This window comes from Streptomyces sp. NPDC000151, assembly GCF_040301705.1.
Lineage (GTDB): Bacteria > Actinomycetota > Actinomycetes > Streptomycetales > Streptomycetaceae > Streptomyces.
This window is the reverse complement of the sequence record NZ_JBEPFC010000004.1, coordinates 69,948-85,033: the sequence shown is the minus strand read 5'-3', so window position 1 is coordinate 85,033 and position 15,086 is coordinate 69,948. Positions and strand designations below refer to the sequence as shown.

The 15,086-nt window shown below is 70.9% G+C and carries 16 protein-coding genes and 1 tRNA gene; 12 read left to right on the top strand and 5 right to left on the bottom strand.

Features of this window, described 5'->3' with window-relative positions; translation table 11 throughout:
• The first annotated feature begins 1 nt into the window (after position 1).
• On the top strand, positions 2–1,429 hold the full coding sequence (locus tag ABT381_RS02755) for a hypothetical protein (RefSeq protein WP_351586858.1): 1,428 nt from the start codon (positions 2–4) through the stop codon (positions 1,427–1,429).
• A gap of 31 nt (positions 1,430–1,460) precedes the next feature.
• Here ABT381_RS02755 and ABT381_RS02750 read toward each other — a convergent pair whose 3' ends face one another.
• Entirely contained in the window at positions 1,461–2,816 is a 1,356-nt protein-coding gene (locus ABT381_RS02750; protein WP_351586856.1) for a serine/threonine-protein kinase, read from the bottom strand.
• 38 nt (positions 2,817–2,854) lie between these two features.
• Entirely contained in the window at positions 2,855–3,400 is a 546-nt protein-coding gene (locus tag ABT381_RS02745) for a helix-turn-helix domain-containing protein (protein ID WP_351586854.1), read from the bottom strand.
• Between the two features lie 117 nt (positions 3,401–3,517).
• Between ABT381_RS02745 and ABT381_RS02740 the strand changes: the two genes are divergently transcribed.
• From ABT381_RS02740 to ABT381_RS02730, 3 genes are all read left to right on the top strand, one after another.
• Positions 3,518–3,590, top strand: a tRNA-Ala gene (locus ABT381_RS02740).
• A gap of 187 nt (positions 3,591–3,777) precedes the next feature.
• Complete coding sequence (locus tag ABT381_RS02735; RefSeq protein ID WP_351586852.1) at positions 3,778–4,113, top strand: ArsR/SmtB family transcription factor; 336 nt, start codon at positions 3,778–3,780, stop codon at positions 4,111–4,113.
• 24 nt (positions 4,114–4,137) lie between these two features.
• Entirely contained in the window at positions 4,138–4,371 is a 234-nt protein-coding gene (locus tag ABT381_RS02730) for a hypothetical protein (protein ID WP_351586850.1), read from the top strand.
• Positions 4,372–4,441: 70 nt separating this feature from the next.
• Here the strand turns inward: ABT381_RS02730 and ABT381_RS02725 are convergent, their stop codons facing one another.
• Together ABT381_RS02725 and ABT381_RS02720 are read right to left on the bottom strand one after the other, a co-directional pair.
• Complete coding sequence (locus tag ABT381_RS02725) at positions 4,442–6,682, bottom strand: MMPL family transporter (RefSeq protein ID WP_351586848.1); 2,241 nt, start codon at positions 6,680–6,682, stop codon at positions 4,442–4,444.
• Between the two features lie 261 nt (positions 6,683–6,943).
• Positions 6,944–7,654, bottom strand: coding sequence for a DUF5324 family protein (locus ABT381_RS02720; RefSeq protein ID WP_351586846.1), 711 nt, complete (start codon positions 7,652–7,654; stop codon positions 6,944–6,946).
• Between the two features lie 467 nt (positions 7,655–8,121).
• Here ABT381_RS02720 and ABT381_RS02715 point away from each other — a divergent pair, with 467 nt between their 5' ends.
• Together ABT381_RS02715 and ABT381_RS02710 are read left to right on the top strand one after the other, a co-directional pair.
• On the top strand, positions 8,122–8,649 hold the full coding sequence (locus tag ABT381_RS02715; protein ID WP_351586844.1) for a peptidylprolyl isomerase: 528 nt from the start codon (positions 8,122–8,124) through the stop codon (positions 8,647–8,649).
• 168 nt (positions 8,650–8,817) lie between these two features.
• Positions 8,818–9,747 carry a rhomboid family intramembrane serine protease gene (locus ABT381_RS02710; protein WP_351586842.1) on the top strand — a complete coding sequence of 310 codons (930 nt, stop codon included), beginning with the start codon at positions 8,818–8,820 and terminating at the stop codon, positions 9,745–9,747.
• Positions 9,748–10,147: 400 nt separating this feature from the next.
• Here the strand turns inward: ABT381_RS02710 and crgA are convergent, their stop codons facing one another.
• Complete coding sequence (gene crgA / locus ABT381_RS02705) at positions 10,148–10,408, bottom strand: cell division protein CrgA (RefSeq protein WP_351586840.1); 261 nt, start codon at positions 10,406–10,408, stop codon at positions 10,148–10,150.
• 141 nt (positions 10,409–10,549) lie between these two features.
• Here crgA and ABT381_RS02700 point away from each other — a divergent pair, with 141 nt between their 5' ends.
• From ABT381_RS02700 to ABT381_RS02675, 6 genes are all read left to right on the top strand, one after another.
• Positions 10,550–11,320: a DUF881 domain-containing protein gene (locus tag ABT381_RS02700; protein ID WP_351586838.1), complete on the top strand. Its 771-nt coding sequence runs from the start codon at positions 10,550–10,552 to the stop codon at positions 11,318–11,320.
• Positions 11,321–11,353: 33 nt separating this feature from the next.
• A complete protein-coding gene (locus ABT381_RS02695) occupies positions 11,354–12,064 on the top strand; it encodes a class E sortase (protein WP_351586836.1) in 711 nt (236 codons plus the stop codon).
• A 71-nt stretch (positions 12,065–12,135) separates the two neighbouring features.
• Entirely contained in the window at positions 12,136–12,312 is a 177-nt protein-coding gene (locus tag ABT381_RS02690; protein WP_351586834.1) for a hypothetical protein, read from the top strand.
• Entirely contained in the window at positions 12,309–12,947 is a 639-nt protein-coding gene (locus ABT381_RS02685; protein WP_351586832.1) for an aminodeoxychorismate/anthranilate synthase component II, read from the top strand. Before ABT381_RS02690 ends, ABT381_RS02685 begins: the two co-directional genes overlap by 4 nt.
• Positions 12,944–14,239, top strand: coding sequence for a class E sortase (locus ABT381_RS02680; RefSeq protein WP_351586830.1), 1,296 nt, complete (start codon positions 12,944–12,946; stop codon positions 14,237–14,239). Before ABT381_RS02685 ends, ABT381_RS02680 begins: the two co-directional genes overlap by 4 nt.
• A gap of 23 nt (positions 14,240–14,262) precedes the next feature.
• The gene (locus ABT381_RS02675) at positions 14,263–15,036 is read left to right on the top strand and encodes a class E sortase (protein ID WP_467753981.1); all 774 of its coding nucleotides are present in this window, start codon (positions 14,263–14,265) and stop codon (positions 15,034–15,036) included.
• Positions 15,037–15,086: the final 50 nt, after the last annotated feature.

The window sequence follows — 15,086 nt, the reverse complement described above, 5'->3', positions numbered from 1 at the left end:
CGTGGTGACGCGGCGCACGATCAGGAGGGGACTGGCCGGCCCGGTGGCGCTCGGCGTGCTGGCGGTGCTGCCGGGGGTGGCCACGGCGGACGCGCCGCCCACGTATGCGCCCGCGCCGGATGCCAAACCCGTGCAGGGAAAGGCGAGCACCGGGGCCGCGCCGGAGATCGTCCCCGGTACGTACACCGACTCCCTGAAGCGCGGCGAGAAGAAGCTCTACGCCCTTGATCTGGACGGCAGTTCCACCGCCTACGTCTCGGCGGTGGCCGCGCCCGCGCCGGGCACGAAGGTGGAGGACTATACCGACGGGCTGACCGTCTCCGTGCAGGACAGCAGCGGCACGACCTGCGGCCCGGACGGTGACGTGCGGTTCCACGGCGGCAAGACGGCCTACCCGATCGCCGATTACGCCGCCCGCCGGATCGGCGGCGACGTGTCGGAGTGCCAGCAGCCCGGCCCGTACTACGCGGTGGTCGAACGCCCCGGGAACGCGTCCTCGGGTCCCGACAGCTGGCCGATCGAGCTGCACTACATGACCGAGCCCGGCCTTACGGGTGCGCCGCCCGCCGAGCCCGGTAAGGGCAGTTGGAGCAGTGCCACGCCCGCGCCGCCCACGGAGGGCGCGCGGAAGTCCGTCACGGGCGGCACCGGCTTCAACGACGCCGCATCGGTGGGCGTGGGGCAGTGGCAGGACCGCATCAGGCCGGGCGAGACGCGCTTCTACCGGGTGCCGGTGGACTGGGGACAGCAGCTGAACGTGAGCGCCGAACTGTCCAGCACCGCGCGGAAGCCGGGCACGGGGATCTCCTCGTTCGTCCCGGAGGCGCTCGGCCTGACCGCGTACAACCCGGCGCGCGGCCTGGTCAGCGACGAGAGCTTCAAGGCGTACGAGGGCAAGCAGACGGCGGTGCGGCTGTTCACCGCGCCGGTGGACTACGGCAATCGCTTCAGTGACGACGACGCCGTCAGCCCGATGCGCTTCGCGGGCTGGTACTACCTGGAGGTGTCGCTCAACCCGGACGCCGCGCAGTTCTTCAAGAAGGGCGCGGGCCTCACGCTCCGGGTGGGCCTCAAGGGGGCCGCGAAGCCCGGCCCCCATTACGCGGAGCCGGCGGCCGACTTCTCCGTCACCTCCGAGGACCGCGACATGGCGGGCACGGGCCGGGCGGCGTCCGAGGCGGAGCGCAGCGGCCATCTGCGGACGGTCGGGTACGTGGGCATCGGCGCCGGTGCGGCGTTGCTGGCGGGACTCGGGGTGTGGACGGCGAGGTCGCGGCGCAAGGCGGCGATCACCATGGCGCCCAGGGGCCCCGCTGCGGGCGCGCCGGGGGGCCAGGGTGCCCCGGTCCCCGGACAGCGGCCGTACGGCGCTCAGAACGGCGCTCAGGACGCCGGACAGGGGTTCGGAAGCCGACCGCCACAGGGCTAGGCGACCTCCGACGGGTGTTCGCGGCGTCGCGTCAGCTCGCGCTCAGTGCCCAGATCCCCACCGCGATGCACAGCAGCGCGACGATCAGGACGGGCACGGCGACCTTGGGGGGCGGCCCGGGGCGGGCCGGCTTCGCGTGCTGCGCACGGGGTGCGGCAGGCGTCGGGAGCTGCGCACCGGGCCCCGCGGGCGCCGGGGCCCGACCGGGGACGCGTGGCTGCCCGACGGTGTACGGCCGGGTCTGCGGCAGGTCCTGCTGCGCCGCGGCGGTCGGCTCGTACGTCCGTACCTGCGGCCCGTACGGCTGCGCCGGTGGCGCGTACGGCTGCGAACCGGGCGCCGGGAGGGGCGTCGGCGTGGGGGTGGGCGGCTCCTGCGGGACGGGCGGCACCGGAGGGAAGCTGCCGGTACCCGGCATCCGGGAGGCACTCACCGGACCACCGCCCGGACCACCGCCCGGACCACCGCCCAGCGCGCCGTCGCCGTGTCCGCCGCCCTGTGCGCCGCCGACCGGCCCGTCCGGCCCGTACCCGGAGGGCAGCGGCCCGATGTGGTCGAAGACCTCGACGATCTCGTCCTCGACCGTCTCCTCGGGCAGCAGCTCGACGGCCGAGAGGACCGCCTTGCGGGCGCCGTTCGCCGTCTTGAAACGGGCGTCGGGATCGGGCTGCAGCAGAGCGGCCAGTACCTGCCACAGTGGCTCGGGGACGCCCTCGGGCGCGCCGGGCACACCGTGCTGCGTGAAGTGTTCGACCAGCGCCTGGGAGTCCGGCTTGTTGCCGGTCAGCAGGTACAGGGCGAGCAGGCCGACCGCGAAGAGGTCGGCGGGGAAGTCCGGTTCGGCGCCCAGCAGTTGCTCGGGCGCGAAGTAACCGGGCGTCCCGACCACGTAATCGGCCTCGGTGAGCCGCGGCTCGCCTTTGCGCATCGAGATGCCGAAATCGGAGACGCGCACGTGCGGCCGCCCGGTGCCGGTGGCCTCCAGCAGGATGTTCGCGGGCTTGATGTCCCGGTGGACCACGCCCTCGGCGTGCACCGCGGCCAGCCCCGAGAGCACCTGGTCCAGCAGCAGGCACACATAGCGCGGCGGCAGCGGGCCGTAGTCGCCCACCAGGTGCGCCAGCGAACCGCCGTTGACCAGGTCCATGGTGAACAGGACCTTGTCGTCGTTGGCGGCCCAGCTGGCGGGCGCGAGCACGTGCGGGTGATCGATGCGCAGCGCCTGTTCCCGTACGAAGCGCAGCAACGTATGCGCGTCGCTCTGCTGGAGCACCTTCGCCGCGACGTAGCGCCTGCGCCGCTGGTCCCAGGCGCGCCACACGGCGCCCACCCCGCCCCGCCCGATCGGATCGATCAGCTCGTACCTGCCGGCGAAGACCTCACCCATGGCGCCGCGTCCGCTCCCTCGACAAGCTGTCTGCCTATCTAGTTCTGGTGCGCTTCGTAATGGGCCACCGCGTCGGCGGTCCGGCCGGCACCGTAGACCCGCAAGAACTCTGCCAGTTCGGGATGGGTGGCGGAGAGGGTGTCCGCGGCCTCGATGATGTCGCCGGCCGCCGCGACCGACCGCAGCAGCGACTGGATCTCGCGCACGACGCGACGCACGGTGGTGGCGCCCGTGGTGGCCGTCTGCGTGGTGTTGTTCAGCACCGAACCGCCCGCCGTCTTCTTGATCTCGTCCATCCGGTCGGTGGCCTCGGCCGCCGACACGCTGCCGTCGGCGACCTGGCTCGACAGCTCCTGGAGGGCCTGTACGCGCTGGACCACGGCCGGGTTGCCGATCTTGGCGCGCTGGCCGCTCATCAGCTGCGACAGCATGGGCGCCGAAAGGCCGAGCACAGCGGCGAGGCGGGCCTGATTGAGCCCGAGATCGTCGATGAGACGACGGAAGAGCGCCCCCAGCGGCTCTCCGTACCAGCTGCGCTGCAGCTCCCGAGCGCGCGCGGTGGCTTCCTGCTGTGCTGCATCCATGGCGTCTCCCCTTCGCTTCGCTGCCGCGAATCTCGCGAAGCATCCTACGGAGAGCGACCGCCCGGAGCGATACCCGGTCGGGAAAGCGAGCGGGCACCGGGTACTCTGGTGCGCGACGGGGCCTTAGCTCAGTTGGTAGAGCGCTGTCTTTGCATGGCAGATGTCAGGGGTTCGACTCCCCTAGGCTCCACTCTCAAAAGGTCATCCGACCTGCGGAAACGCTGGCCGGGTGGCCTTTTTTCGTTGCCGGGGTGACCAGTGCTCGCCGCTGCCCCGCGGCACCTTCCGCGTCCGCGTCCGCCATGGATTGACACCCTTTCCCGCCATGTGAAAGCTTTCACTTACATGCAGAGCGGTCGGAGCTTCGGGGGTGGACCTTGAACAGCGAAGAACTCCTGACCTTCCTCGCCGCGGTCGGCCACGCACAGCGGCTCCGGGCCATCGCGGGACTCGCCGGCGGCCGGATGTACGTGAGTGAACTGGCCCGGCAGCTGGGCATGTCCCGCCCCCTGCTCTACATGCATCTCGAACGCCTGGAGAAGGCGGGCCTGGTCGTCGGTCAGCTCGAACTGTCCGACGACGGCAAGGCGTTGAAGTACTTCGAGCTGGCTCCGTTCGAACTGCGCCTCAATGTGCAGACCATCCTGGACGCCCTGCAGGCGGACGAGGAACAGGCACGCGAGGCGGAAGGGCCTGCCGACACGGAAGGCTAGGACGTCAATGAGGGGGACTCGCACATGACCGGCGCCATCGTCGCCATCGCTATCGTCTTGATCGTCGTCGGGGGGATCACGGCGGCGGTGATGGCGCACTTCAGGCTGCAGCGCCACCGCGCCGACGCCGTGGCCATGGCCGCGTACCGCAAGCTCGCCGAAGAAGCCGTGGCCCGGCAGGAGGCCCTGCGGGCCGAGCTGGCCGAGCTGAAGGTCCGGGTGGGCTCGATCGACGACATGCTGCGCAGAATCGAGTGACCAGGCGCCCGCCGGGCCGCCCGCGCCCGTTGCGCAGGCGGCCCTCCGCCCGTACCGGCCCGCTCCACCTCTACAACGGCGGCACGGGCGAGGCGGCCGGCTGAGGGCCCCCACGTACCGGGGAACCAGCCGCTCCGGTCGAGCGTGCCTGCGCCCTGCGCATCGTGCGGGACGGCCACCAGCTCGCCCCGCCGAGCAGGGTCAGCACCGACGGCAGGATCATGATGCGGACGACGAAGGCGTCCAGCAGGACCGCGACGGCGAGGCTGAAGCCCATCTGCTTCATCTCGACCAGGTTGAGGAAGACGAAGCCGGCGAAGACGGTGACCATGACGATCGCGGCGCTGGTCACGACGCCTGCGGAGCTGCCGATCCCGTCCAGTACGGCCTTACGGGTGTCCACTCCGCGCAGCGCCGTCTCCCGGATCCGGCTGACGACGAAGACCTGGTAGTCCATCGACAGCCCGAAGAGGATGACGAACAGGAACAGCGGCACCCGGGACCCGATCGCACCGGCCGCGTGGAAGTCCAGGAGGTGCTGCGCCCAGTCGCCCTGGAATACCACGACCAGCAGGCCGAAGGCGGCGGCAGCGGAGAGCAGGTTGAGCGCGATGCCGATCAGGCCGATCACCACCGAGCGGAACGCCATGACCGTCACCGCGAACGTCACCAGCAGCAGGAAGCCCACGACGAGCGGCAGCTTGGAGTTCTGGTGGTCGAGATAGTCGGCGTCGCGGGCGACGTCGCCGGTGACGTACGCCTCGGCGCCGGGCACCCGGCCGACGGTCCCGGGCAGGTAGTCCGCACGGATGTGGTCGAGCGAGTCGAGCGCCTGTGAGGAGCTGGGCCTGAACGGTACGGATAGCGTCAGGCTGCTGATCCGGTGGTCGCCGGAGGTGACCGGACCGGATCCGGCGTCCGCGGCGAACAACGGATCGGCCTGCGCGCGCCGCCGGAGGTCCGCCAGCGCCCGTGTCACCTGCGCCGAGCGGCCGGCGTCGGCACGCACCACGATCTGGTGCCGGACCAGCAGCTCCGGGAAGGCGGCGGTCAGCCGGTCATAGGTCCGCACCGCGGGGATGTCGCGGGAGAAGGTGTCCTTGCCCAGCACGCTCAGCTTCAGGCCGAGCGCGGGCGCCGCCAGGCCCAGCATGAGGAGCACCGACACGACCAGGGTGAGCGCGGGGCGCCGGGTGGCCGGCCGCAGCAGGGTGTGCCACACCCTGCCGGTGCCGCCGCGCTCCCGGGTCCGCCTGCCCTGCGCCGAGCGGCGGGCCGTACGGCGTTCCGTGCGGGCGCCGAGCTTGGCCAGCAGGGCGGGCAGTACGGTCAGCGAACTGGCCATGGCGACGAGCACGACGATGACGGTGCCGGTGGCCAGCGAGGAGAAGATGACGTCGGTGGCGAGGTAGAGGGTCGCGGTCGAGACGATGACCGCGAGGCCGGACACCACGATGGCCCGGCCGGCGGTCGCGGCGGCGAGCTCGACGACGGCCTGCGAGCCGAGTGCGCCGCCCGCGCGGGCCCGCTCCTCGCGGTCCCGCTTGAGGTAGAAGAGCGAGTAGTCCACGCCGACGGCCATGCCGATCAGCAGGATGATGTTGTTGCCGACGCCGGCGTCCGGGAGCACGTGCGACGCCAGCGCGGAGAGGCCCATCGCGGCGGCGATCGAGGAGAGCGCGAGCAGGACGGGCACGCCGGCCGCGATCACCGAGCCGAAGGCGATCAACAGGGTGATGACCGTGACCGGCAGGGTGAGCAGCTCGGAGAACGCGAGGTCGTCGGCGCGCTGCTGGTCGAGCCCCTTGCTCATGGAGGGGCCGCCGGTCTCCCGGACCCGTACGCCGGAGTGGCTCTGCTGCACGGCCGCGGTCTGCGCGATCAGCGGGTCGACGTGCTTGCGCGCGGCGAGCTCCTCGCCCTTCATGACCACCTGGACCATGAGGACCTCGCCGTTCTCGGCGACGACCGGATGCTCGACCCGGTCGACCTGCGGCAGCTTCCGCATCCGCGCGGCGGCGTCGTCGGCCGCCGCGCGGGCCGCCGCGCGGTCCAGTGAGCCGGCCGGGGAGTCGATGACGATCTGCTCGACCGGCCGGCGCTGCAGGCCGCCCTCGGTGGCCATCGCCTCCGCCCGGCCGGCCTTGCCGACCCGGTAGTCCTCGGTCGTGGCGCTGTGGGTGCCGACGACGGCGGACGCGCCGAGGCAGATCACGACGAAAAGTAACCACCCCACGATGGCCCGCCAGGGGTGGGCCGCGCTCCAGCTCGCCACTTTGACGGTGACCGTGACCGACTGTCTCTTCTTCACCGACTGCAGCCCCTTACTCGCGTAGCACCACTCTTTTACATGTCAGCGGAACATTACAGGTGAATGCCGAGGCGTCAATCGGTCGCGGTGACGAAAGCCGGTGCCGCTCAGGGGAGTTGGCCGTGCACCGCGCTCGCCCACGGGCGCACGCAAAAGCCCCCCGAGCTGCGGAAAGCGCTCGGGGGGCGTTCTGCTGTGCGGTTGTTCTACGGCGATGCGGTCGTGCCGCGGCGGTGCGACTGTTCCGTGGTGCGGTGGCTCCTACGCGCGGCCGCCGTCGCGTTCGTCCGCCTCGGACTCCGCCTGCTTGGCCTGTACCTCGGGGTCCAGGACCGCGCCGGGGCTGCCGTCCACGGCGCTGAGCGGGGTGCGCTCGCCGACCTCGGTGGCGGCGGGCGGCTCGACCAGCCAGTCGGGGTTGGCCTGCTTGTCCCACCACTTCCATGCGGCGAAGGCGCCGCCGGCGAGGATGCCGAGCAACGTGACGCGCTTGAGGGCCTTGCCGGTCCGGGCCCGGCGGCGGTGCTTCCTGGCGAGCTTGTCGATCTCGGCGGCGGTGACCTGGCCGCGCAGCGCCGCCACGGCCGCGGCCCCGCGCAGCATCGCTTCCTCGCGGGCGGGCTCGGCGGCGGCACGGGCGCTGCGTACGGCCTTCTCCACACGCGGCGCGGTGTAGTCGGTGGCCTGCCGGGCGGCCTTACGCGTACGGGCGGCGGCCTTGGTCGCGGCGGCGTCCACCTTCGGGGGCAGGGCGCCGCGGGCGTGCTCCAGGCGTGGCTGCAGCCGGGCATCGTACTGCTGACGGGCCTGATGGGCGGCCTCGGTCACCTTGGGGGCCAGTTTGGTGCGCGCCTCGTGCGTGAAGTGCACGGCGGTGTCCTTGGCCGTGCCGGCATACGGAGCCACCACCTCCGCGGCGTGCCGCACGCTGTCCTTGGCCGTCGCGGCGCGCACGCTGTCCTTGCGGGTCACGGGATCCTCCTCATCGGTGGCGTGTCCGGGCTCGGGGGCGCTTGCCCACGTCTGCAATACGCCTCTCCGCCCGCTTGCAGATCATGCCTGCGCGGCGGACGTAAGGCATGTGCTGGCGGGCATCCGGGTCAATGCGGACTTCGGGCGCCTTGTGATGACAATGCCACGGTTCGGCGCGGCGCGCGCCGCTTCGGCGGCTTCCGGCCGCGGTATCGGGATTCGGCGGTTTCTCGCCCCCTGTCTGCGCTCGCCGTCGGTCCGGTCTGCGGTTGTCGTCGGTCCGGCCGGCACGGACGCACGGCTGCCGGCCGGACCGGAATGTACGGGTCCCCGCTGACCGGCGGCGAAAACCCCCCAGAGGTGGGAAATCAGTGCGAACGCCGGGCATGAGGTGGTCGGCGGGGGACGGGCGCGCCCGTTCGTGCGAGGATCGGGAACCGTCAGTGAAGACTTATGGAAGGTAGATCGTGGCTGAGCAGCTCTACGCCACCCTGAAGACCAACCAGGGCGACATCGAACTTCGGCTCCTGCCGAACCATGCCCCGAAGACGGTCAAGAACTTCGTCGAACTCGCCAAGGGCGAGCGGGAGTGGATCAACCCGGCGACCGGACAGAAGTCCACGGACAAGCTGTACGACGGCACCGTCTTCCACCGGGTGATCAGCGGCTTCATGCTCCAGGGCGGCGACCCGCTGGGCAACGGCACCGGTGGTCCGGGCTACGAGTTCGCCGACGAGTTCCACCCGGACCTCGCCTTCGACCGGCCGTACCTGCTGGCCATGGCCAACGCCGGCCCGGGCACCAACGGCTCGCAGTTCTTCATCACCGTGGCCCCGACCGCGTGGCTGACCGGCAAGCACACCATCTTCGGTGAGGTCACCAACGACGCGAGCAAGAAGGTCGTGGACGCCATCGCGGCCACCCAGACCAACCCGCGCACCGACCGTCCGGTGAACGACGTGGTCATCGAGCAGGTCGTCATCGAGACCCGCTGAGTCCCGCCGTACGGAAGGCTTCTCCGTACGGGTGCGCCGGCCCCGTCCGGTCACCCCTGCCCGCGACCGGTCGCGGGCGGCGTGGAACCATGACGCCCCGCCCGGTCGTAGACCAGGCGGGGCGCGCAGCGTGTCAGGGCCGTGCGCCATTGAGGACGAGGGGAAGCGATGGAGCAGGCGCCAGGCAATCCGCAGGGACCGCAGGACGCCCACGGCGGAAACGATCCGGCGGCGGGCGGAAACGGTTCGCCGGGCTGCTACCGCCATCCCGACCGGGCCACCGGCATCAGCTGCGCCCGTTGTGAGCGGCCCATCTGTCCGGAGTGCATGGTCAGCGCCTCGGTCGGCTTCCACTGCCCGGAGTGCGTACGCGGCGGCAGCGGGACCGGCCACGCGCCGGGCGCGAGCCGCCCGCGTACGGTCGCCGGCGGTGCGCTCACCGCCGACCCGCGGCTGCTCACCAAGATCCTCATCGGTGTCAACGTCGCGATCTTCCTCGCGGTGCTGCGCTTCGGTGACCCGTTCGTCAACGCGCTGGACCTGGTCGGATCGGCCTTCGACCCCGGCGCGCTGCACGTGGTCGGCGTCGCGCACGGCGAGTGGTACCGCCTGATCACCGCGATGTTCCTGCACCAGCAGCCCATGCACATCGCGTTCAACATGCTCTCGCTGTGGTGGCTGGGGCCGCCGCTGGAGGCGGCGCTCGGCCGGGTCAGGTTCCTCGCGCTGTACTTCCTCGCCGGGCTCGGCGGCAGCGCCCTGTCGTACCTGCTCGCCGCGCAGAACCAGCCGTCGCTGGGCGCGTCCGGCGCGGTCTTCGGGCTGCTGGGCGCCACGGCGGTGCTGCTGCGCCGGCTGAACTACGACATGAAGCCGGTACTGATCCTGCTCGGCCTGAACCTCGCCTTCACGTTCCTGTGGCCGAACATCGCCTGGCAGGCACACGTGGGCGGCCTGGTCGTGGGCGCCGCGGTGACGTACGCCATGGTGCACGCGCCACGCGGCCGCCGGACCGCCGTACAGGCCGCGGCCTGCGTACTGGCACTCCTGGTGATCGTCGCGGTGGTAGGGGTCCGCACCCTCCAGCTCACCGGCTGACGGCCGCCGTACCGGTGGGCCTCGTGCGGCCGAGCCCTCGGGGTCTCCCGGCCGTGGAGCCCACTCATCACCCACAGGAGCCACAGGACTCCCGGCCGACCCACCCGGACACCCGTCCGGAGTGATCGGCCGTTCACTTGTCCACAGCTCGTGTCGGCCCCTGTGCGCACCGTGCAGAATCCCGGCAAGGGGGGCCGCTGCAGGGACGTTTCCCCAGTACAACGCGGTGGTGCGGGCCACCGGCGGCATCCGCCGCCGGTGTGACCGGCGTCAACCCCACAGGGGTTATCCACAGATCTTCTGAAGTTTTCCCCGGCTGTGGATAACCGTGTGGATGGTCTTGGGTACAGCTTGCGCTCGGGGCTGCGCTCAGGGCCCGCTCAGGACTGCGCTGGGGGCGCTACTTCCACTGCGTGGAGACGCCGAAGCCCACCGCGATGAAGCCGAAGCCGGCCACGATGTTCCAGTTTCCCATCGCCTTGACGGGCAGGTCACCCTCGGTCACGTAGAAGCACACGATCCACGCCAGCCCGATCAGGAACATCGCCAGCATCAGCGGCGCGACCCAGCCCCGCCCTGAGTTCAGTTTGATCGAACTGGTCTGCTTCGCCGACGGCGGCGGCGTGAAGTCGTCCTTCTTGCGGATCCGTGACTTCGGCACGAGGAACTCTCCTGTCGATGCGCTGCGTAACCGCGCGGATGTACAAAGGCCGGCACCGGCGGGAGGGTCGGGGATCGGGTGCTCCCCCCGGGGCGTCCGTTAGCGTAGTGCTTCCGCGGCGTCGTAAGGAGTAAGGGTACGTTGAGCAATTCCGCTGACTCCCCCGGCCGCCGCTCTCGTTTGCGGCTGCGCCCCGTACGCCTGTTGACGCTCGCCGTCTTCGCGCTGGCCGGCCTGCTCTTCTGGATCAGCTTCGACACCGCGCGCGGCACGAACCTGCGCTCGGACGACTCCATGCTGCGGCTGTCGGACCTCATCCAGGATCACAGCCAGAAGAACAAGGTCCGGGACGAGCGGAACGCCTCGCTGCGCTCGGACGTCGACCGCCTCGCCGGCAAGGACAGCGGCAGCACCGACGCCGACAAGGCCAGGGTGCAGGCGCTGGAGAAGAACGCCGGCACGAAGAAGGTGACGGGCCAGGGCCTGGCCGTCACCCTCACCGACGCCCCGCCCAACGCCACCGCCCAGATCCCCGGCGTGCCCGAGCCGCAGCCCAACGACCTGGTCATCCACCAGCAGGACCTGCAGGCCGTGGTCAACGCGCTGTGGCAGGGCGGCGCCAAGGGCATCAAGGTCATGGACCAGCGGCTGATCTCCACCAGCGCGGTCCGCTGCGTCGGTAACACCCTGATCCTCCAGGGCCGGGTCTACTCCCCGCCCTACACCGTCACCGCCGTGGGCGACCGCCAGGCGCTGACCGACTCCCTGAACGCCTCGCCCGCCATCCAGAACTACCTCCAGTACGTCGACGCCTACGGCCTCGGCTGGAAAGTCGAGCCGCACGGGACGATGACTCTGCCCGGCTACTCCGGCACAGTGGATCTCCACTACGCACAGCCTGTGAAGCCGTAGCGCGCGGGGGCGCGCAGGAGGGCGGGCCCGGAGATGACGGTGCGGCTGATCGTCAGGACGTTCAGCGAGCTCTGCGTCACCGTCGGCACGCTGATCGTGCTCTTCGTCGTCTACGTCCTGTACTGGACCGGCGTACGGGCCGACAGCGCCATGGACGGGGAGCTGGGCAAGCTCCAGGAGAGCTGGTCCGCCGGGCCCGCCGCCGCGCCCGCGCCGCCTGCGTCCGGAGGCGGCGAGCAGGCGCCGGAAGCGCCGCCCCCGCAGCCCGCGTACCGGGACGGCCAGTCCTTCGCCGTCATGTACATCCCGCGCTTCGGCCGCGACTGGGCCAAGCCCGTCCTGGAGGGCACCGCCACCGGCACCCTGCAGAAGGGCCTCGGCCACTACGCCCGTACCGCACGCCTCGGCGCGACCGGCAATTTCGCCGTCGCGGGCCACCGCCGCACCTACGGCGACCCCTTCAAGGACTTCCCGCGGCTGCGGCCCGGCGACGCGGTCGTGATCAGCGACGGCACGACGTGGTTCACGTACCGCATCGACAAGCGCCCCTACCGGACCCTCCCGAGCGACATCGGGGTCCTCGACCCCGTACCGCGCACATCCGGCTACGACGGCCCCGGCCGTTACCTCACCCTGACGACCTGCGAGCCGGAGTGGGGACACAGCCACCGGCTGATCGCCTGGGCGCACCTGGACGCCACCTCGCCCGTGGCCGCGGGACGGCCGCCGGCATTGCCCAGCTGAGCCACACGGCAAGGACTCGCCCCGTACTCTGGTGGGGCAAATGACCAATGGCATCGGCAAGTAGGGACAGCATGTACGGCTGGATCTGGCGGCATCTGCCGGGCAACGTGTGGGTGAAGGCACTCATCTCGCTCGTGCTCGCGCTGGCGATCGTCTTCCTGCTCTTCCAGTACGTCTTTCCGTGGGCGGAGCCGCTGCTCCCCTTCAACGACGTCACGGTGGATCAGGGAATGGAGGCCGTCCGATGAGCGCGAAGATCCTCGTCGTCGACAACTACGACAGCTTCGTCTTCAACCTCGTCCAGTACCTCTACCAGCTCGGTGCCGAGTGCGAGGTGCGGCGGAACGACGAGGTGGAGCCGGGGCACGCACAGGACGGCTTCGACGGCGTCCTGCTCTCGCCGGGGCCGGGCGCGCCCGAGCAGGCCGGTGTCTGCATCGACATGGTGCGGCACTGCGCGGACACCGACGTGCCGGTCTTCGGCGTGTGCCTGGGCATGCAGTCGATGGCGGTGGCGTACGGCGGTGTCGTGGGCCGCGCCCCCGAGCTGCTGCACGGCAAGACGTCGCTGGTCACGCACGAGCACAAGGGCGTCTTCCAGGGGCTGCCCACGCCGTTCACGGCCACCCGGTACCACTCCCTGTCGGTCGAGCGGGACACCCTGCCGGACGAGCTGGAGGTCACCGCCTGGACGGAGACCGGCCTGGTGATGGGCGTGCGCCACCGCGAACTGCGGGTGGAGGGCGTGCAGTTCCACCCGGAGTCGGTGCTGACGGAGTGGGGCCACGGAATGCTCGCCAACTGGCTGGTCGAGTGCGGTGACGAGGGAGCGGTGGAGCGTTCGACGGGGCTTGCCCCCGTGGTCGGCAAGGCCGGCGCGTGACCGCACTCCGCCCCGAGCGCGAAGGCACGTCGTCGTACGGACCTCATGATCCGTACGACGACTCCGACGCGTTCGAGGCGGCCGTCGGGCAGCTCGGCGACCCCCTGACGGACCCCCTGCCCGGCCGGAACGAGCAGGCGCACCAGCAGTACAGCGGCCAAGCGCACCAGCGGTACTACGATCAGCCGCGGTACGAGGATCCGGCCGCCGGGTACGAACCGACCGCGGTCTATCCGCAGTTCTCGGCCTATGAACAGGCCGGGACGTACGCGTACTCCCAGGAGGACCCGGGTGCGTACAGCGAGGCGGCGCTCGCGGCGGCCGAGACACTCATCGCCCCGGCCGTGCCGTCCCTGCCCGCCGACGACGAGACGATGGCGCTGCGGCAGGCGGACGCGAAGGCCGTGAAACGGCCCGAGAGCGCTGTTTCACGTGAAACAGCGCCTCCGGCCCCCGGCGGACGCGCCGCGCGGCGCAGAGCGGCACAGGCGGCCGCCAAACGGGGCGGCAAGCGCGCCCGCCGGCCCGCTCCGGCCGCGGAGGCCGCCCCCGAGCCCGTGCCGACCTCGCGGGTCGCCGCACGGCGGGCCGCACGCGCCCGCAAGGAGAGCGTCGGCGTCGTCGTCAGCCGGGTGACCGGCGAGGCGTTCATCACGCTCGGCGTGCTGATGCTGCTGTTCGTCGCCTACCAGCTGTGGTGGACCAACATCCTGGCGCACAACCAGGCGGGCGGCGCGGCCAGCAACCTCCAGCAGCAGTGGGACAAGGACGGCAGCGAGGACGACAAGCGCGCGGCGGGCGCGTTCTCGCCCGGCCAGGGCTTCGCGATCATGTACATCCCGAAGCTCGACGTGAAGGTTCCCATCGCCGAGGGCATCAGCAAGCCCGACGTCCTGGACCACGGCATGGTCGGCCACTACGGCGAGGGCAAGCTGAAGACGGCGATGCCCTGGGACAAGACGGGGAACTTCGCGGTCGCGGGCCACCGCAACACCCACGGCGAGCCGTTCCGGTACATCAACCGGCTGGTGAAGGGCGACAAGATCGTCGTGGAGACGCGCAGCCGCTTCTACACGTACGAGATGGAGAGCATCCTCCCGCAGACCTCGCCCTCCAATACCGGGGTGATCGGCCCGGTGCCGCCCGGCTCCGGCTTCACAGGTCCCGGCCGGTACATCACGCTGACCACGTGCACCCCCGAGTTCACCAGTACCTACCGGATGATCGTGTGGGGCAAGATGGTCGAGGAGCGGCCGCGGAGCAAGGGCAAGCCGGATGCGCTCGTCAGCTGAGCATCATCAGGGGGTATCACGCGGTGACTGCCACCGGACAGGACGCGGACGCTCGCGGCGTCGAGGACACCGAGGCGTCCGTGACGTCCAGCACGCCGCCTTCGGCCCCGCCGCGGAGGGCGCGGCGCCGGATCGCCGCGGTCGTCAGCGTCATCGGCGAGCTGCTGATCACGGCCGGCGTGGTCATGGGCCTCTTCGTCGCCTACTCGCTGTGGTGGACCAACGTCCTCGCCGACCGTGCGGCGCACCACCAGGGTGACCGGGTGCGGCAGCACTGGTCCGAGTCCAAGGGCCCGGAGCGCAAGGAGCTGGACACCAAGGACGGCATCGGCTTCCTGCATGTCCCCGCGATGAAGAACGGCGAGGTGCTGGTCAAGAAGGGCACCAGCAGCAAGGTGCTCAACGACGGGGTGGCCGGCTACTACACCGACCCCGTGAAGTCCGCGCTGCCGCAGGACAAGAAGGGGAACTTCACGCTCGCCGCGCACCGCGACGGGCACGGCGCCAAGTTCCACAACATCGACAAGCTGAAGAAGGGCGACGCGGTCGTCTACGAGTCGCAGCACACCTGGTACGTCTACAAGGTCTTCGCGACGCTGCCGGAGACCTCCAAGTACGACGTCGGCGTGCTGGAGAAGACCCCCAAGGAGTCCGGCAAGAGCAAGCCGGGCCGCTACATCACCCTCACGACCTGCACGCCGGTCTACACCTCCAGCTACCGCTACATCGTGTGGGGCGAGCTGGTCCGCACCGAGAAGGTGGACGCCGACCGCACCCCGCCGAAGGAACTGCGCTAGTCCGCAGGCGTACGCGAGAGGGCCCGGGGCATTGTGCCCCGGGCCCTCTT